The 18,211-nt window shown below is 72.0% G+C and carries 14 protein-coding genes; 12 read left to right on the forward strand and 2 right to left on the reverse strand.

Annotated elements, in window-relative coordinates:
- Window positions 1-103: 103 nt before the first annotated feature.
- Genes OG389_RS31735 through OG389_RS31755 form a run of 5 tightly spaced genes read left to right on the forward strand, consistent with a single transcriptional unit; the run spans window position 104 to window position 6,036 of the window.
- Complete coding sequence (locus OG389_RS31735) at window positions 104-1,453, forward strand: ABC transporter substrate-binding protein (protein ID WP_328302041.1); 1,350 nt, start codon at window positions 104-106, stop codon at window positions 1,451-1,453.
- The gene (locus tag OG389_RS31740) at window positions 1,450-2,376 is read left to right on the forward strand and encodes a carbohydrate ABC transporter permease (RefSeq protein ID WP_328302043.1); all 927 of its coding nucleotides are present in this window, start codon (window positions 1,450-1,452) and stop codon (window positions 2,374-2,376) included. The genes OG389_RS31735 and OG389_RS31740 overlap by 4 nt, the downstream gene beginning before the upstream one ends.
- Window positions 2,373-3,203, forward strand: coding sequence for a carbohydrate ABC transporter permease (locus OG389_RS31745; protein WP_328302045.1), 831 nt, complete (start codon window positions 2,373-2,375; stop codon window positions 3,201-3,203). The genes OG389_RS31740 and OG389_RS31745 overlap by 4 nt, the downstream gene beginning before the upstream one ends.
- 2 nt (window positions 3,204-3,205) lie before the next feature.
- Complete coding sequence (locus tag OG389_RS31750; RefSeq protein WP_328302047.1) at window positions 3,206-5,026, forward strand: glycoside hydrolase family 36 protein; 1,821 nt, start codon at window positions 3,206-3,208, stop codon at window positions 5,024-5,026.
- Window positions 5,023-6,036, forward strand: a complete 1,014-nt coding sequence (locus tag OG389_RS31755) for a LacI family DNA-binding transcriptional regulator (protein WP_328302049.1) — start codon at window positions 5,023-5,025, stop codon at window positions 6,034-6,036. Before OG389_RS31750 ends, OG389_RS31755 begins: the two co-directional genes overlap by 4 nt.
- Before the next feature lie 33 nt (window positions 6,037-6,069).
- On the opposite strand, the gene OG389_RS31760 is transcribed toward OG389_RS31755, so the two are convergent.
- Complete coding sequence (locus OG389_RS31760; RefSeq protein ID WP_328302051.1) at window positions 6,070-6,966, reverse strand: DeoR/GlpR family DNA-binding transcription regulator; 897 nt, start codon at window positions 6,964-6,966, stop codon at window positions 6,070-6,072.
- A 129-nt stretch (window positions 6,967-7,095) separates the two neighbouring features.
- Here OG389_RS31760 and galT point away from each other — a divergent pair, with 129 nt between their 5' ends.
- Window positions 7,096-8,145 (forward strand): galactose-1-phosphate uridylyltransferase, encoded by a 1,050-nt coding sequence (galT, locus tag OG389_RS31765; RefSeq protein WP_328302053.1) that lies wholly within the window; start codon window positions 7,096-7,098, stop codon window positions 8,143-8,145.
- Window positions 8,142-9,365, forward strand: a complete 1,224-nt coding sequence (gene galK, locus OG389_RS31770) for a galactokinase (RefSeq protein WP_328302055.1) — start codon at window positions 8,142-8,144, stop codon at window positions 9,363-9,365. The genes galT and galK overlap by 4 nt, the downstream gene beginning before the upstream one ends.
- Window positions 9,366-9,429: 64 nt before the next feature.
- Here galK and OG389_RS31775 read toward each other — a convergent pair whose 3' ends face one another.
- Entirely contained in the window at window positions 9,430-11,568 is a 2,139-nt protein-coding gene (locus OG389_RS31775; RefSeq protein WP_328302057.1) for an alpha-galactosidase, read from the reverse strand.
- A 173-nt stretch (window positions 11,569-11,741) separates the two neighbouring features.
- Between OG389_RS31775 and OG389_RS31780 the strand changes: the two genes are divergently transcribed.
- From OG389_RS31780 to OG389_RS31800, 5 genes are all read left to right on the forward strand, one after another.
- Complete coding sequence (locus OG389_RS31780) at window positions 11,742-12,899, forward strand: ROK family transcriptional regulator (RefSeq protein ID WP_328302059.1); 1,158 nt, start codon at window positions 11,742-11,744, stop codon at window positions 12,897-12,899.
- Window positions 12,900-13,101: 202 nt separating this feature from the next.
- On the forward strand, window positions 13,102-14,379 hold the full coding sequence (locus OG389_RS31785; RefSeq protein WP_328302061.1) for an ABC transporter substrate-binding protein: 1,278 nt from the start codon (window positions 13,102-13,104) through the stop codon (window positions 14,377-14,379).
- Window positions 14,379-15,305, forward strand: coding sequence for a carbohydrate ABC transporter permease (locus tag OG389_RS31790; protein ID WP_328302063.1), 927 nt, complete (start codon window positions 14,379-14,381; stop codon window positions 15,303-15,305). The genes OG389_RS31785 and OG389_RS31790 overlap by 1 nt, the downstream gene beginning before the upstream one ends.
- Before the next feature lie 7 nt (window positions 15,306-15,312).
- Window positions 15,313-16,158, forward strand: a complete 846-nt coding sequence (locus OG389_RS31795; RefSeq protein ID WP_328302065.1) for a carbohydrate ABC transporter permease — start codon at window positions 15,313-15,315, stop codon at window positions 16,156-16,158.
- A gap of 73 nt (window positions 16,159-16,231) precedes the next feature.
- Window positions 16,232-18,193 carry a glycoside hydrolase family 5 protein gene (locus OG389_RS31800; RefSeq protein ID WP_328302066.1) on the forward strand — a complete coding sequence of 654 codons (1,962 nt, stop codon included), beginning with the start codon at window positions 16,232-16,234 and terminating at the stop codon, window positions 18,191-18,193.
- Window positions 18,194-18,211 lie beyond the last annotated feature (18 nt).

Consider the following 18,211-nt stretch of genomic DNA (forward strand, 5'->3'; position numbering starts at 1 on the left):
TCAAACTGAAAGATTTCATTGAACTCTTGCAAGTGTGGTCGGCGCATGGCTACAGTCCTGGCCAGTCGGCTTAAGCAACGGTGCGAGCAGGGGTGGGTCAGGCATGGAACTGGAACGTCGGAGAGTGCTGCGGATGGGCGGCGCGATCGCCGCGGGGGCCGGCCTGACCGGGCTGACCGCCTGCTCCGGTACGGGCGACACGGGCCAGGGCGCCGGAGCCGCGGGGGAGAAGGGCAAGGGCCGGATCACGGTCTGGTCCTGGCAGGGGCCGGCCGCCCAGATGAAGGCCCTCGTCCCGGAGTTCAACAAGAAGTACCCGGAGATCGAGGTGACGGTCGAGGACATCGGCAACCCCGCCATCTGGGACAAGATCACCACCGGCCTGGCGGCCGGCGGCCAGGGTCTCGCCGACGTCCTGCACATCGGCGTCGACTACCTGCCGGGCTACGTGGAAAAGTTCCCCGGCGGCCTCGCCGACCTCGCCCCGCTGGGCGCGGACACCTACCGGGACTCCTTCGCGCAGGGCATGTGGCAGACCGTTTCCCCCGACGGAAGGCGAGTCAACGCCCTTCCCTGGGAGGCGAATTCGGCAGGCTTCTACTACCGTGCCGACCTCTTCGAGAAGGCCGGGGTCGACGCCGGAGCCCTCCAGACCTGGGAGGAGACCATCGAAGCCGGCAAGGAGATCAAGCAGAAGACGGGCGCCCACTTGCTGGGCATTGACAAGCCCGCCTCACAGGCCGACGCCGCCAACTTCTTCCAAATGCTGCTCCAGCTGCAGGGCTCCTTCTACTTCAACCTCGCCGGGGACATCACGCTCGACTCCCCGGAGGCCGTGAAAGCCATGACCCTCATCAAGACGATGAACGACGCCGGCCTGGTCAGCGATCTCGCCGGTGGCTGGAACACCCTGATGAGCTCCCTGAAGCAGGGGACCGCGGCCGTGCTGCCCATGCCCACCTGGTTCGGCGGCGTCATCGAGGAGCAAGTGCCCCAGGAAGCGGGCAAGTGGAAGGTGCGGCTTCCCCCGGCCGTCCGCCGGGGCGGCTCCGTCGCGGCCACCGTCAACTCCACCCACCTCGCCGTCGCGGGCAGCAGTAAGCACCAGGCCGCCGCCTGGTCCTTCATCGAGTTCGTCCTCACCCGCCCCTCCTCCCAGGTGCAGATCTACCGGGGCAAGGGCATCGCCCCCGCCCTGATGAAGGCCTACGACGACGCCGTCTTCCACGAGCCGTCCGCCTTCTTCGGCGGCCAGAAGAAGGGCGAGGTCTTCCTGGAGGCGCTGAAGGCCCCCTCTCCCGCCTTCAACTACACCGCCGACTACGCCCGCGCCCTCAAACTCGTCACCGACGCCCAGTCCAAGGTGCTGCTGGGCGGCGCCGACCCGGCGAAGGTCCTCAAGGAGGCCGCCGACCAGCTCGGCCGGCAGAGCGGACGCAAGGTCGCCCGATGACCACGACGCTCACCGGCCGCGCCGCCGACCGGGCCGCTCCCTCCCGGGGGACGGCCCGGCGGCCGGGGCCGCGCCGGCGCGTGGCCCCGTACCTCTTCGTACTGCCCGCGCTGCTGCTCTTCGCCGTCTTCAAGCTCTACCCCATCGCCCGGTCCTTCGTGATCAGCCTCCACAGGACCGTCGGCGGGACCGAGCGGTTCGTCGGCGCCGACAACTACACGCGCCTGATGGGCGATCCGCTGTTCTGGACCGCCCTGAAGAACACCGCGGTGATCCTCGCCGTCCAGGTGCCCGTGATGCTGGCCCTCGCCACCGGACTCGCCGTGGCCCTGAACTCCGGCCTGCTGCGCGGCCGCGCCGTCTTCCGGCTGGGCTTCTTCCTGCCGATGGTCACCGGACTGGTCGCCTACGGGATCATCTTCTCGGTCCTGCTGAACAAGGACTACGGGCTGGTCAACTGGGCGACCGGCCTCGTCGGCCTGGACCCCGTGCCCTGGCTGACCGACCCCCTGTGGGCGAAGGTCTCCCTCGGCCTCGCCCTGACCTGGCACTACACCGGGTACAACGCGGTGATCCTGCTGGCCCGCCTGCAGTCCGTGCCCGCCGAGCTGTACGACGCGGCGGCCGTCGACGGGGCCGGTGCCTGGACCTCCTTCCGCCACGTCACCCTGCCGGGCCTGCGTCCCGCGCTCCTGCTCACCACCGTGCTCTCCACCATCGGCACCCTGCAGATCTTCGACGAGCCGTACGTCCTCACCGGCGGGGGCCCGGACAACGCCACCCTGACCATCGGCGTGTACCTGTACCAGAACGCCTTCAAGTACTTCGACTTCGGATACGCCTCCGCCATCGCCTACGCCCTGGCCGTCCTGATCGGCATCCTCGGAGTGATCCAGTTCCGCTTCCTGGGGGAGAAGACATGACCGCCGCCCGCCACCGCGGCAGGAGCATCCTGCTCACCTCCGGACTGGCCGCACTGCTGGCCGCCGTACTGGTTCCGTTCTACTGGCTCGTGGTCGCCGCCACGCACGAGTCCCGGGAGATCTTCGACAGCCCGCCGCCCCTGCTGCCCGGCGGCCACCTGGCGGCCAACCTCCACACGCTGCAGGACACCGCGCAGTTCGGCCGGGTGATCCTCAACTCCCTGCTCATCGCCGTGATCTACACGCTGTGCGCGGGCGTCGTCTGCGCACTGGCCGGGTACGGCTTCGCCAAGTACCGCTTCCGGGGCCGCGAGGCACTGTTCGGACTGCTCATGCTCGGGCTCGTCATCCCCGCCCAGGTCACCCTCGTACCGCTCTTCCAGATGATGGCCGAGTGGCACTGGCTGAACACGTACCAGGCCGTGATCATGCCCAACCTGGCGCTGCCCTTCGGCATCTTCCTCATGCGCCAGTCGATGGCCGCGCTCCCCGACGAACTGCTCGACTCGGGCCGCATGGACGGCTGCGGCGAACTGCGGCTGTTCTGGAAGGTGGTGCTCCCGCCGATGAGGCCGGCGCTGGCCGCCCTCGCGATCTTCCTCTTCCTCTACCAGTGGAACGACTTCGTCTGGCCGCTGATCGTCCTGCGCGACGGCGCCTCGTTCACCGTCCCGGTGGCCCTGGCCTCCCTGCAGGGCCTCGACGAAACCGACTACGGCGCGATCCTCGCCGGAACGGCGGCCGCGGCGATCCCCATGGCCCTCGTCTTCCTGGCGCTGCAGCGCCACTTCGTGTCCGGCCTGCTCGCCGGCGCCGTGAAGGAGTGACCGTGCACACCACCACCGCCCCGGCGGCCGGCACCGACGCCGTGACCACGGCCGGGCTGTCACCCGCCGCCGGCGAGCCGCTGCTCGACGGGGTCTCGCTCGCCGTCCTCGCCCACGCCCCGGGAGTCCACCCCGTGTGGACCCTCGGCGAACTCTCCGGCGACCTCCCGGGTGACCCTTCGGGGGACCTCCCCGGCGGGCTGCGCGTGCTGGAGGTACGGGCCGACGGCGCCCCCGTGGAGATCCGCTTCTCCGTACCGCTCGGCGACGCCGCCGGGTACTGGCACCCGCAGGGCGCCTGGCAGCGCACGCTGCTCGCCGACTGGGAGGGCCGCTCCCGGGTCTCGCTGGTCGACGGACACGCCGCCGGCTGCCTGTACGACCACACCGGCGCCACCCTGCTGACCTTCGCCGCCACCGACCCGGTACCCGAGGCGACCCTGCGCTTCGGGGTCTCCGAGGAGAACGACACCCACGTCGTCCACCTCCACCTGCCCGCCTCGGCGCGGCCCCACCGGATCGTGCTCGTCCCCCGCTCACCGTCGGTGGCGCGGGCCATGCGCGTCCTGCGCGCCTGGTTCGCCGCCACGACCGCCACCGCGGCGGTGCCCGACGCGGCCCGCGTACCCGTCTACTCCACCTGGTACGCCTTCAACCAGGACGTCAGCGCGGCGGCCGTCGAAACCCAGGCAGAACTGGCCGCGGGACTCGGCTGCGGGGCCCTGATCCTCGACGACGGCTGGCAGGAGCTGGCCCGCGGACGCGGATACGCCGGACTGGGGGACTGGCGGCCCGACCGGGCCAAGTTCCCCGACTTCGCCGGGCACGTCGGCCGGGTCCGCGCCCACGGGCTGCACTACCTGGCCTGGGTCGCACCCCTGCTCCTCGGCCCCGGAGCCGACTGCCACGACCGATGGGCATCGCGCGCGCCCGCCCCCGCCACCGTGCCCGGCGCGCACGTGCTCGACCCCCGCAGCCCCGAGGTGCGCGAGCACGTCGTCGAAGTCTGCGTCCGGCTGGTGCGCGCGTACGGGCTCGATGGGCTGAAGCTCGACTTCCTCGACCAGGCCATGGTGTACGCGGGCGACGGCGCGGGGGACGTCGGACAGGCCATGGTGGTCCTGCTGACGCGGCTCCGCGCGGCCCTGGAATCCGTACGCCCGGGCGTACTGCTGGAACTGCGCCAGCCCTACGCCGGACCCGGGATGGCCCCCTTCGGCAACATGCTGCGCTCCTTCGACTGCCCGGCGGACGCGACCGCGAACCGGGTCCGCACCCTCGACACCGCGCTCCTCGCCGTCGGCGGCGCCGTCCACTCCGACATGCTCCTGTGGTCCGCGGACGCGCCCGTGGCGACGGTGGCCCGGCAGCTGATCGGAGCTCTGCACTCGGTACCGCAGATCTCCGTACGGCTGGACCGGGTGCCCGCGGCGCACCGGGAGGCGGTCGGTTTCTGGCTGGCGCGGTGGCGCCTCCATCGAGAGCTGCTGCTGGACGGGGAGGTGGAACCGGGCCGGCCCGACGAGCTGTACCCGCTGGTGCGGGCGAGCGCCGGGGAGCACTGCCTGCTGAGCGTCCACGGCGACCGGGTCGTCCCGCTGGACTTCTCCGCCCACCGGAACTTCCACGTGGTCAACGGCTCGGACCGGGACCGGGTGATGGTCGAGGTGGTGGGGGGCGGGGGCCGGGTCCAGGGCGTGGTCCACGGGCCGGACGGCCGTATCATGGACGATCCGCCGACACATCTGCCGGAGGGAGCGCGCTCGCTGGCCGTGCCGCGCGGCGGTCTGGCAACGCTCACGATCACGGAAGGACCGCGATGAAGGTCGGGATCACCGAGGTCGCAGCACGCGCTCAGGTCAGCGAGGCGACGGTCAGCCGGGTGATCAACCGACGCCAGGGCGTGTCGAAGAAGACCCGGGACGCGGTCGAGCAGGCCATGGCGGAGGTCGGCTACGAGCGGCAGACCCAGGGCCAACTGGTCGCCGTGATCACCGAGTTCGTCTCCAACCCGTTCTTCGCCGATGTCGCCGAGCGCATCGAGTCGGCCCTCGCCCCACACGGGCTGAAGACGATCCTGTGCCCCGCCTTCCCGGGCGGAGTGCAGGAACGGGACTTCATCTCCGCACTCGTCGACAAGGGGGTCGCGGCCGTCGTCTTCCTGTCCGCGTCCAACACCGTCGAGGGCGCCGACACCGAGACCTACGAACTGCTGCGCCAGCGCCGGGTGCCGTACGTCGGGATCAACGGCGAGTTCGCTGACGGGGTGCCCACCCCGGTCTTCTCCACCGACGACGCGCTCGCCGCCGAACTGGCCGTGGACCACCTCCACCGGCTGGGTCACCGCCGGATCGGGATGGCCTCGGGACCGGCCGGCAACCAGCCCGCCGACCGCCGGGTGCGGGGCTTCCTCGACGCCATGGCCAAGCGGGGCATCGAGGAACCGGAGCGCTGGGTGATCCGGCAGTCCTACACGGTGGAGGGCGGCCAGGCCGCCGTCGGCCCGCTGCTCGCCCTGGGCGCCACCGCGATCGTCGCGGCCAGCGACTACATGGCCCTCGGGGCGATCCGGGGCGTCCGCCGGCACGGACGCTCCGTGCCCGGGGACGTGTCGGTGGTGGGCTACGACGGCTCGGCCATCACCGAGTTCACGGATCCGCCCCTGACCACGGTGCGGCAGCCCGCCGACCGGCTGGCGCTGGAGGTGGGCCGCAGCGTACTGGCGTTGGTGAGCAACCGGGACGTACCGACGGGGGAGCTGCTGTTCGACCCCGAACTGGTCATCAGGGCCACCACCGGGCCGGTGCCCGGGGAGAGCGGTCCCGAAGCCTGACCGGGGTGTTCCGGGTCCGGCGCGCGCCGTCGGTCAGCGCTGCTCGCGGTCTCCGCCGCCGTCGTTGCCCCTGCCGTCGCCGTGGCCCTCACGCTTCTCCTGGCCCCCGTACTCGTCCCCTACCCCGCCCTCGCCCGCGACGAGCAGTTCACCCACCGTCTCGGTGAGGGCGGCGCGGGCGGCGGCGGGCATGCCCGCGTCGGTCACGAACCAGTCGGCCCGGCCCAGCGCCGCGAAACCGCTGAGCCCGACCACCCCCCACTTGCTGTGGTCGGCGACGACGGCGACCCGCCGTGCCGAGGCGACCAGGGCCCGGTTGGTCTGGGCCTCCGTGAGGTTGGGGGTGGTCAGCCCGGCCTCCTCCGTCACCCCGTGCGCGCCGAGGACGAGCAGGTCGACGTGGAGCGAGCCGATCACGAGGTCGGCGAGCGGGCCGACCAGCGCGGCCGAGGGGGTGGGGGAGCCGCCGGTGAGCAGCAGGGTGGGGGCCGCGGCCCCGGCGCCCTGGGCGGCGGCCCGTACCAGATCGGCCACCGGGAGGGAGTTGGTGACGATCGTGAGCCGGGGGACGCCGAGCAGCCGGGCGGCGACGGCGTACGCGGTGGTGCCGCCGGAGACCGCGACCACGCTGCCCGGTTCCACCAGGGTCGCGGCCACGTCCGCGATGGCGGCCTTGGCGGCCCCCTCCAGATCGGACTTGGCGTCGAACCCGGGCTCGTGCCCGCTGGTCCCGGTGGTGGCGACGGCTCCGCCGTGCACCTTCTCCACGGCCCCGCTCCGGGCCAGGGCCTCCAGGTCCCGGCGGACCGTCATGTCCGAGACTCCGAGCCGTTCGACCAGGTCCGCCACCCGTACCGTGCCGTCGCGGCGGACCGCGTCGAGGATGAACGCGCGTCGCTGGTGTGCCAGCTGAGCAGCCTGCTCGGCCACGAGATCACTCCCGGGTATGGGGGACATCTGGTCGGAAAACAACAAGGTAGCATGCCCGTGCTGTTTGTTTCTGTAGGAATTGACGTGTGGTGCTGTTGATTTCTTTTGAAGTCGGTTTAGTCTTGGCAGGTGAAGAAGACCCTCGCGAAACTCGCGGACGGCCGCGAACTGATCTACTTCGACACGGACGAAGGCGCCGTGCGCGATGCGCCCGATCCGCGCCCGCTGGACCGGGTGGTCAGCCAGCCGGAACTGCGGCGGGACGAGGCGACCGGTGACTGGATCACGATCGCCTCCCACCGGCAGGACCGCACCTACCACCCGCCCGCCGGCGAATGCCCGCTCTGCCCCTCCCGGGACGGTCGGCTCAGTGAGATCCCCGCCGCCGACTACGAGGTGGCCGTCTTCGAGAACCGCTTCCCCTCCCTCGCGGGCGAGGCGGGACGCTGCGAGGTCGTGTGCTTCACCCCGGAGCACGAGGCCGGTTTCGCCGACCTCACCCCGGCCGCCGCCCGCCTGGTCCTGGACGCGTGGACCGACCGCACCACGGAGCTCTCGGACCTCCCGGGAGTCGAGCAGGTGTACTGCTTCGAGAACCGGGGGGCCGAGATCGGGGTGACGCTCGCCCACCCGCACGGTCAGATCTACGCCTTCCCCTTCGTCACGCCGCGCACCGCCAAGATGGTGGCCGCCGCGGCCGCACACCGCGCCGCCACCGGACGCAACCTCTTCGAGGACCTGCTCTCGGCGGCCCGCGCCGCCACCGCGCGGGTGGTGACGGCCGGGGAGCACTGGACCGCCTTCGTGCCCTACGCCGCCCGCTGGCCGTACGAGGTGCACCTCTACCCGCACCGCCGGGTCCCCGACCTGACCTGCCTCACGGAGGCCGAGCGGGCCGAGTTCCCGGAGATCTACCTGGACCTGCTGCGCCGCTTCGACCGGCTGTTCCCCGTACCGGGCGAGTCGAGGGGGCCGGCCCCCACTCCGTACATCTCGGCCTGGCACCAGGCACCCCGCACCCATGGGGAGGAACTGGCCCTGCACCTGGAGCTGTTCACCATCCGGCGGACTCCCGACAAACTCAAGTTCCTCGCCGGGACGGAGTCCGGGACGGAAGCCTTCATCAACGACGTGGCCCCCGAGACGGCCGCGCGACGACTGCGGGAGGCCCTGGCGTGAACCGGACCGATCAGTGGGCCGACGACGGCCAGGGCGACGACAGCCGGGCCGGCGGAGTCGCGGAAGCCTTCGGGCAGCTCTACGGAGCGGCCCCGGACGGGGTCTGGGCGGCGCCGGGGCGGGTGAACCTCATCGGCGAACACACCGACTACAACGACGGGTTCGCCCTGCCCGTCGCCCTCCCGCAGAACACCCTGCTCGCCGCCCGCGCCCGTACGGACGGGCTGCTGCGCCTGCACAGCGCGCAGGGCGACGGCCGGATCACCGAACTGTCCGTGGCCGCACTGGCCCCCGGCGCGGTGACGGGCTGGGCCGCGTACCCGGCCGGTGTGGTCTGGGCGCTCGCCGGGGCGGGGCACCCCGTCGGGGGCGCGGACCTCCACTTCGACAGCACGGTGCCCACCGGCGCCGGCCTCTCCTCCTCGGCGGCGCTGGAGTGCGTGGTGGCCGTCGCGTACGACGAGCTGTACCAACTGGGCCTGCCCGGGCCCGAACTGGCCAGGATCGCCCAGCGTGCGGAGAACGCCTTCGCGGGCGTCCCCTGCGGGATCATGGACCAGATGGCCTCAGTCTGCTGCACCGCCGAGGCCGCCCTCCACCTCGACGCCCGGACCCCGTGGGACCACCGGCAGGTGCCCCTCGACCTCCGGGGCCAGGGGCTGGGGCTCCTGGTGATCGACACCAGGGTCTCCCACGACCTCGGAGACGGGGCCTACGCCGCCCTGCGCGCGGGCTGTGAACGGGCGGCCGCGCTCCTCGGACTGCCCGCCCTGCGCGACCTGGACGCCGCAGGACTGCACAAGGCCCTGGACGCCCTGCCGGCCGAACTCGTACCCCTGGTGCGCCACGTGGTGACCGAGAACGCCCGGGTCGTCGAGGCCGTCTCCCGGCTGCGGGAGGGCGATGCGGCGGCCCTCGGGCCGATCCTCACCGCGGGCCACGCCTCACTGCGCGACGACTACCGGGTCTCCTGCCCGGAGACCGACCTCGCCGTGGCCGCCGCGGTGGACGCGGGGGCGCTTGGCGCCCGGATGACGGGAGGGGGCTTCGGGGGCTCGGTCATCGCGCTGGTGGAGGCGGGGAGCGAGGGCGCGGTGGGCGGGGCCGTCACGGCCGCCTTCGGTGCGGCCGGCCACCGCCCCCCGCGCCTGTTCGCCGTCACCCCGGCGGCCGGCGCCCGCCGTCTCGTGCCGCAGCTGGCACGCGCGGTCGGTCGCTGAACGCGGCGCCGTCCCGGGTCCGGTGCGCACGGCCCCGACCAGACGTCCCGGGCGCCGTGGGGCGTCAGGGAGCGACGCGGACCAGCCGGACCAGCCGGCTCGCGTAGTCGCCCGTAGGCAGCCGGAGGTCGATTCCGCGCCGTACCAGCACGGCGCCGCTGTGCACCCGGCCCAGGTCCGGTTCCAGGTAGTGGGCGCCGACATCGAGCGTGGGCAGTCTGACGGGGGCGGGCTGGTGGCCGAACCGGGCCGAGGGGCGCCAGGCGAGGACGGCGTGCTCACCGCCGTCCGCGGCGGCGTAGTGGACGGCGGTCACCGCGTTCCCGCCGTCCGGGGCGCTGATGCGGTGCTGGAGCCCGTACTGGATCAGCGGGCGGATCTCCTTGTACTGGGCCACGAGCGAGGCGGCTTCGTCGAGTTCCTCCCCGGACCAGGCCGTCAGGTCTCCGCCCAGGCCGAGTGCTCCGGCCATGGCCACGTGGAAGCGGAAGCGCAGGGGCGTGCGCCGCCCGGTGCTCACGTTGGGGCTGTCGGTGACCCATGCGGCCATGACCTGGGCGGGGAAGAGCTGGCTGAAGCCGTCCTGGATCGCGATCCGGTCGACGGGGTCGGTGTTGTCGGAGGTCCACACCTGGTCGGTGCGGGCGAGGATCCCCAGGTCGGCGCGTCCGCCGCCGCCCGCGCAGGCCTCGATGCGCAGGCCCGGGTGGTCGGCGCGGAGCCGGTCCATGATGCGGTAGACGGCCCGGGTGTGGTCGATCCAGAGTCGGTCGGGATCGGGGTTCCCCTCCCAGCCGGCCTCGGTGAAGGGGCGGTTGGCGTCCCACTTGAGCCAGCTCACCCGGTGGTCGCGCACCAGGCCGTCGAGGGTCCGGCCGGCCCAGGCCTCCACCTCGGGGCGGGCGAAGTTCAGGACCAGCTGGTTGCGGAGTTCGGTCGCCTCGCGAGTGGGGGCGTGGACGACCCAGTCCGGGTGGGCGCGGTACAACTCGCTGTCACGGTTGACCATTTCGGGTTCCACCCACAGGCCGAACGCCATGCCGAGCCGGTGGACCTCGTCGGAGAGCGGGCGCAGCCCTTCGGGGAAGGCGCCGGGGTGCGGCGTCCAATCACCCAGCCCCGCCCGCTCGTTGCGCCGGGACCCGAACCAGCCGTCGTCCAGGACGAAGAGTTCGGCGCCGAGCCGGGAGGCCAGGTGGGCCAGCCGGATCTGGCCGCCCTGGTCGACGTCGAAGCCGGTGGCCTCCCAGGAGTTGTAGACCACCGGCCGCTCCCGGCCGGGTTCGGGCAGCACGTGGTCCCGGATGTGGCCGTGCCAGGCGCGGCTGGCCGCGCCGAAGCCGTGCGGGGTGTAGAGGCCGCCGAAGACCGGGGTGCGCAGGCTCTCGCCCGGCCGCAGGGTCCAGCGCAGTCCCTCGTGGCCGAACCCGCCGGTCCAGGTGGTGCGTCCGACCGGGTCGCGGTGGAGGGTGATGCGCCAGCTCCCGCTCCAGGCCAGGGCGGTGCTCCACACCTCGCCCCGCTCCTCGGTCGCGGTGCCGTCGTCGAGCGCCAGCCAGGGGTTGGCGTGGTGGCCGGTGATGCCCCGGCGGCTGGTGAGGACGGTCTCGGCGACGGGGAGCCGGTCGCGGTGCAACTGGAACTCGCTGTTCCAGCCGCCCGTGAGGTGGCTCAACCGGTAGTCGGCGAGCGCGGGGGCCGTCCAGGACGCGGAGTCCAGCCGCTCGACGGTGACCGAACCGGCATCGGGGTCGCCGGCCGGTGCGGTGTGGGTCAGTTCCGCCCAGCGTTCGACCACGTCACTGCCGGGGCGGACGCGGTAGCAGAGCTCCGCGCGCAGGGGGTAGTGACGGTCGGCCAGACGCAGGCGCAGTTCACCGCCGTCGACGGTGTGCCCGGCGAACCGCCACTGGGCGCCGCTGGTTCCGTCGGAGAACCGGACCTGGAGCCCGGCCGGACCGAACCGCGCCCCGGTCTGCGGGGCCAGTTCGTCCGCGGCGGCCCCGGCTTCGAAACTGCTCGCCGCGGGGGAGGTGGCGTCCGGGAGCCGGGCGAGCGCGGCCGTGTCGATCGGCGCGCCCCAGTACAGGTGCCGGGGACTGCCGTCGGGGCCGATGCGCAGCGCGTACAGGCTGTTCGGCGTGCGGAGCACGGCGAGTCCGAGGCCGGGGTCGAAGGTGGCGGGCGGGAGCGCGTCAGGCACGTAGGGGTCCCCTGAGGTGCGGAAAGGAGCGGGAGCGTACGGAGGGCGGTAGGGATGCGAGCCCGCAGGACCCAAGGTCCTTTTGCGGGCGAGGAGTTGGGCCAGAGGCTAGGGCGGAGGCGGTCCGGAAATCAATACTGGACGAAGTTATTTATTTGCTCTACGTTGCACCCGTGTTTCGAAACCCCGCCCAACCACTGGTCACCGCACCGGCCGAGACGGCCGTCCTCTCGCTGCTCCTGGCCGAGGGCCCGCTCAGCCGGGTCGAGCTCGCGCGCCGGACGGGCCTGTCCTCAACGGCCATCACCAAGGCCGCCAGACCGCTCATCGACGACGGCTATCTCCACGAACTGGCTCCGGAGCGCACGGCTCCAGGGGCCGGACGCCCCGTCAACCCGCTGGCGGTCACCCCGGACCGGGAGTTCTTCGTCGGCGTGAAGATCAGCGACGACCGGCTGTTCGGCGTGGTGTGCGACCTGCGGGCCCGGGTACGGGCAACGGCCGGCCGGACCCTGGCCGACCACCAACCCGAGTCGGTGGTAGGTCTCCTGGCCGAACTGGTGGATGAACTGCTCGAAGCCCAAACGGCGTTCCGCGAGCGGACCAGGCACCTCGGAATCGCGGTCTCTGGGGACGTGGACCGCGGCGGCGGCAGGGTCCGCTTCTCGGGCCGGCTCGGCTGGCGCGACGTACCGCTCGCGGAGATGGTGACCGCGTCCACCGGTCTGGCGGTCACCGTCGAGAACGACGTCAAAGCACTCACGATCGCCGAGCACTGGTTCGGGGAGGGAGTCGGTACCGGCTACTTCGCGCTGGTCACCATCGGCGCGGGCATCGGCTCGGCGCTCGTCGTCAACGGACAGCTGGTGACGGGCGCCCACGGCGTGGCCGGGGAGATGGGGCACATCTCCGTCGACCCGGCCGGCCCCCGCTGCCGCTGCGGCTCGGTCGGCTGCGTCGAGGCCATCGCCTCGTCCGGCGCCATCCTCGAGGTGGTCCGCGGGGGCACCGGTCTCGGCGGGCTCGCGTTCGAGGAGGCCGTGGACATGGCCCGCCACGGTGACCCCGTGGCGCGGGAGGCGTTCGCCCGGGCCGGTCGCGCGATCGGGGTGGGCATCGCCGCGCTCGTCAATCTGGTGGGCCCCGAACGCGTCGTGGTGAGCGGCGAGGGAGCGGGCACCTACGACCTGTTCGGACAGCACATCAAGGACGCCTACGCGGCCCACACCTTCGGGGCGGCGGGCACGTGTCCGCTGTCGCTGCGCCCGCTCCCCTGGGAGGAGTGGGCCCGCGGGGCCGCAGCGGTGGCCGTACAGGCGCTGTTCCCGTAGCACCGCACACACCTCAGGCACCGCATGCAGCTCAGGCATCGCACGCGGATCAGGTACCGCACACGTTTCAGGCGCCGCACACGTTCAGGCGCCGCACACGGCGCACCCGCCCGGCGCCCTTCTCTGCCGGCAAGCACTGACGAAGGGCACCGGCCGGGCCGAACACACCCACATCACGCCCGCCCTCACGGAAGGATGCGACATGAGCGCACACAGAACCGAGCTTAGCCGACGGCGTTTCCTCGGCGGCTCCCTGCTGATCGTCGCCGGAAGCGTGGTGACCACCGCCTGCGACACCAGCCCGGGCGCGGACGACCCGTCCGGAGCGAAGACCACCCTGAACGTCTGGTACCACGCCTACGGCGAGGCCGGCGCACAGCAGGCCGCCCTGCGCTACGCGACCGCCTTCACCAAGGCCCACCCGGACACGGCCGTCAAGGTCACCTGGGTGCCCGGCGACTACACCAGCAAGCTGGGCGCCACGCTGCTCACCGACGCGGCCCCGGACGTCTTCGAGACCGGGGACTTCAACGAGAGCCTGGCCCGCCGGGGGCAGATCGCCGCGCTCGACGACCTGTACGGCACCGCCAGGTCCGATTTCAACGACAACGCCATCGGCTGCGTGACGGTCGACGGCAAGCTCTACGGCGTCAAGATGATCGACGACGTCATGATGCTGTACTTCCGCAAGAGCGCGCTGTCCAAGGCCGGCATCACCCCGCCCACCACGTACGACGAGCTCGTCGCGGCGGCCAAGGCGCTCACCACCAAGGACGGCAAGGGCCTGTTCGTCGGCAACGACGGCCTGGGCGACACCCCGATCCTCGCCGTCCGCTCGAACGGCGCCGACCTGGTGGCCGACGGCAAGGTCGCCTTCGGCTCCCCGCAGGCGCTCGAAGCCCTGACCGGCCTCAAGCGGCTGCGCGACGACGGGTCCCTGCTGCTCGGCTTCACCACCGACTGGTGGGATCCGTCGGCCTTCACCCAGGGCGTCGTACCGATGCAGTGGTGCGGCCTGTGGGCGATGCCCGCCGTCAAGGCCGCGCTCGGCGAGGACTTCGGCGTCCTGCCGTGGCCCGCGTTCAAGGCGGGCGGCGCTCCCGTCGTGCGCGTCGGCGGCTGGACCAGCTGCGTCAACGCCAAGGGGCGGAACGTGGACGCCGCCAAGCGGTTCGTCCAGTGGCTGTGGATCCAGGAGACCGGCTCGCAGAAGGACTGGGCCGAGAGCTACGGATTCCACGTACCGCCCCGCAGGACGGTGGCGGCGGGCGCCGACAAGCTCTCCGAGGGCGTCGCCAAGGAGACCGTGGAACTGGCCGCCAAGTACGGCAAGTACAACCCGGGCACCTGGGACACCGCCGTCAGCACCGCCTTCACCGCGGCCGCCGCGAAGATCGTCGGCGGTCAGGGCGACCCCGCGGAGACCCTGGCCGACGCGGTGCGCAAGGCCCAGACCGCCGTCGACAAGCAGCGCGGCTGATGGTCGCCGCGACGGGGGTCCGGCCCCGCGCGGGCCGCTCGGCCCGGTTCGCCTTCGCGCTGCTCACCGCGCCGATGCTGATCGGGCTCGGCGTCTTCAAGTACGTCGCGATCGGCTGGAGTTTCCTGCTCAGTCTGAGCGACGCCCGCGGCACCATCGCCCCCAGCCACTGGGTCGGCCTGGACAACTACCGGGTGCTGCTCTCCGACCGGGCGTTTCGCGACTCCCTGCTCCAGATCCTGCTGTTCACCGCCTTCATCGTGCCGGTCACCTTCGCCGCCGCCCTCGGGCTCGCCCTGCTGGTGCACCGGATCCGGCGGGGTCGCGCGGCGCTGCGCACCGCCTTCCTCGTCCCGGCGGCCGTCTCCTACGTGGCCGCCTCGCTCCTGTGGAAGATGAGCCTGTTCAACGGCCTCCCGGCCGGCATCGCCAACACCGTCACCGGCTGGTTCGGCGCGGACCCGGTCCCCTGGCTCCAGACCACTTCACCACCGCTGTACTGGATCGTCCTCGTCACCCTCCGGCTCTGGCTCCAGGTCGGCTTCTACATGGTGCTCTTCCTGGCCGGACTCCAGGGCATCCCCAAAGAGCTCCACGAGGCCGCCGCACTCGACGGGGCGACCGGCCTGCGGCTGCTGCGCGGGATCACGCTGCCGATGCTGCGCAACACCTCCGTCGCCGTGCTGATGCTGCTGTTCATCTCCGCCTTCCAGGCTTTCGACGAGTTCTACAACCTGTTCAACAGCGGCCTGTCCGGGACCGGTTCGGCCCCGGTGCAGACCCCGCTGGGCTACCTGTACAACACCGCGATGGGCAGCCAGGACTACGGCCTCGGATCGGCCGGGGCCTTCGTGCTCACCGCGTTCATCGTCGGAGTGACCCTGATCCAGGGGCGCTTCACGGGATTCGGCCGGAAGGAAGGGTGAACCGTCGATGAGCACCGTGCGGGGGCTCTCCCGGGCCCTGCGCCTCTCCGGGCGCGGACTGCTGGTCGGCCTGCTGACCACGGTCTTCCTGACCCCCTTCTACCTGCTGCTGCGCGGCTCCCTGATGGACGCCCGGGGCCTGACGTCCCCGCACTGGACGTGGTGGCCGTCGACGGCGCACTTCGAGAACTTCACCGCGCTCTTCGACGACCCGGCCCTGTCCATGGGCCGGGCGCTGGCCAACTCGGCCCTGATCGCCGTCATCACGGCCCCGCTCTCCACACTGCTGGCCTCCGCCGCCGGATACGCCTTCGCCCGGATACCGGTACGGGGCCGCGGGATCCTGCTGGCCCTGGTGGTCGGCACACTGATGATCCCCGGCTCGGTGACCTTCGTGCCGACCTTCGTCGTGGTCGGGTCCATGGGCGGGGTGAACACGTTGTGGGGCATCATCGCGCCGGGCCTGTTCAACCCCTTCGCCGTCCTGCTGTTCCGCAACTTCTACCTCCGCTTCCCGGCCGAGATCGAGGAGGCCGGACGGATCGACGGGCTGGGCTGGTTCGGCCTCTACCGCCGGATCGCCCTGCCGAACTCGGGGGCGATGCTGGCCTCGCTCGGCGCACTGGCCTTCATCGACAGCTGGAACTCCTTCCTGTGGCCGCTGGTCATCGGCCAGGACCCGTCCGCCTGGACGGCCCAGATCGCCCTGTCCACGTTCCTCACCTCGCAGACCATCAACCTGCCCGGCCTGTTCGCCGGAGCCGTCGTGACGATCGTTCCTCTGGTTGTCATGTTCCTGGTCGCCCAGCGCTACATCGTCGAGGGCATCGCCACCAGCGGCCTCAAGGGCTGACCCGGTGGCGGCCGCCGACTCCAGTACGCACGTCAAGAGCACGGCACAACTCCCCTCCTCAGAAGGAGCCAACGTGACAGGCGAACCACTGCTCCGACGCGCGACCGCGGCACTCGCCGTGCTGTCCGCGCTGTTCCTGGGAACGGCGGCCGCCGGCGCGGCGACGCCGGCCCTCGCCCAGGCGGCCGCCGCGGCCGCCTCCCCGGCCCCGCCCGCGGTCCTGTCCGGGCCGCAACTGGCCGCTTCCTGGACCGGACCGCTCAGCACCCGGGGCCGCTGGATCGTCGACGCCGCCGGCAACCGCTTCAAACTGAAGGCGGGCAACTGGGCGGGTGCCCAGGGGACGTGGACCGGCAGCGGAGACATCAACGACCCCGCCAGCCACATGCACGGCGAACCGGCCCACAACATGCCCCTCGGCCTGGACCGGGCCCCCATGGCCGCCATCCTGGCCGACTTCCACGGCCTCGGACTCAACAGCATCCGGCTGCCCTTCTCCAACGCGCTCGTCCACGACACCACCCCCGTCCCGGACGCGGCGGTCGCCGCCAACCCGCAGCTGAAGGGCAAGACCCCGCTGCAGGTCCTCGACGCGGTCGTCGCGGCGCTCACCGCCGACGGGTTCGCGGTGGTCCTCAACAACCACACCACCACCGCCCGCTTCTGCTGCGGCCTGGACGGCAACGAGCGCTGGAACAGCAGCCAGAGCACCCAGCAGTGGGTGGACGACTGGCTGTTCATGGTCAACCGCTACAAGGCCGACAAGCGCGTGGTGGGCGCGGACCTGCGCAACGAGGTGCGTCGCGACACCTGGGACGATCCGAACTGGGGCTGGTACGACAGCCACGATGCCTACGCCGCCTTCGAGGAGGCCGGGAACCGGATCCTGCAGGCCGACCCCGACATGCTCGTCATCATGGAGGGCATCAACTGGTACGGCATCCCCCTCGCCGGACTACCGCACGGGCGACCGGTGCTGACCCCGGTCGCCAACCTCTCCCACACCCTGATCCAGTCGGGCAAGCTCGTCTACGCCGCACACTTCTACGCCTACACCGGCCCCGCCAACACCGGCGCCGGCAGCGGCCCGGGTTCCACGAGCGACCCGCGCTACCAGGACTTCACCCCGCAGCAGCTCGCCCAAGTGGTCAACTCCCAGGCGCTGTTCGTCACCGAAGCGGGCCAGCACTTCACCGCACCGGTGTGGATCAGCGAGTTCGGCGCCGGCGGCCGCGGCTCCGAGGACCCCAAGGAACGGGCCTGGCTGCACAACTTCACCGACATCCTCGTGGCCAACGACACCGACTTCGCGATCTGGCCACTGGTCGGCTGGACCGATGCCGCCGGCGCCCCCATGGACAACTGGGCGCTGCTCTCGTACGGCGCGACCGGCGTCCGCCAGGGCATCGGGGACGGCGGGGACTGGCGCGCCGACGACTGGAACAAGCTGATCTCCACGCCCGGCCGCACCGGCCAGGTGCCGCAGGTCAGCCACTGGAACATGCTCGACCTCGACCACGCCGACTACGACGTCTCCGTCACCATGACGGCCCGGGCGGACTGGTCCCCGGGCAACCGCAAGGGGAACTGCCCCGACACCCAGCGGCTCACCGGCCTCAGCCGCGGCGACAGCCGCGGCCTGTGCACCGACGCGGGACAGCCGCTGAAGGCGGGCGGGGACTGGACCGTGGTCACGGACGAGCGGTACGTCACCCGAGGTGACTGGGCGGGCGGTTACAACAAGCTGCAGTGCCCGCAGAACACCTTCGCCGTCGGCTACGGCGTCCGCGGCAACGCGATGTCCGCCCTGCTGTGCGCCCCCGCCGCCACCACCCTGCCCGCCACCGGCCGCACCCTCTGGTTCGACCGCGGCGACAACCGCCCCGCCACCGGCGGTTCGAACGCCAGCGACTGGGCACCGGGCCACTACAAGGGCCAGTGCGCCGACACCGAATACATCGCCGGAGTCGCCTACACCTGGAAGTGGAACCACGGCGGGGTCCCCGACGCCCTGCTGTGCCGCCCGCTGAACTGACCACCCGCCCTTACCCCT

This window comes from Streptomyces sp. NBC_00435, from assembly GCF_036014235.1.
Lineage (GTDB): Bacteria > Actinomycetota > Actinomycetes > Streptomycetales > Streptomycetaceae > Streptomyces.

Coding starts and splice junctions, on each gene's coding strand:
- OG389_RS31795 (WP_328302065.1), top strand. CDS start 15,313: ATGAGCACCGTGCGGGGGCTCTCCCGGGCCCTGCGCCTCTCCGGGCGC.
- OG389_RS31755 (WP_328302049.1), top strand. CDS start 5,023: ATGAAGGTCGGGATCACCGAGGTCGCAGCACGCGCTCAGGTCAGCGAG.
- OG389_RS31735 (WP_328302041.1), top strand. CDS start 104: ATGGAACTGGAACGTCGGAGAGTGCTGCGGATGGGCGGCGCGATCGCC.
- OG389_RS31745 (WP_328302045.1), top strand. CDS start 2,373: ATGACCGCCGCCCGCCACCGCGGCAGGAGCATCCTGCTCACCTCCGGA.
- OG389_RS31740 (WP_328302043.1), top strand. CDS start 1,450: ATGACCACGACGCTCACCGGCCGCGCCGCCGACCGGGCCGCTCCCTCC.
- OG389_RS31785 (WP_328302061.1), top strand. CDS start 13,102: ATGAGCGCACACAGAACCGAGCTTAGCCGACGGCGTTTCCTCGGCGGC.
- OG389_RS31790 (WP_328302063.1), top strand. CDS start 14,379: ATGGTCGCCGCGACGGGGGTCCGGCCCCGCGCGGGCCGCTCGGCCCGG.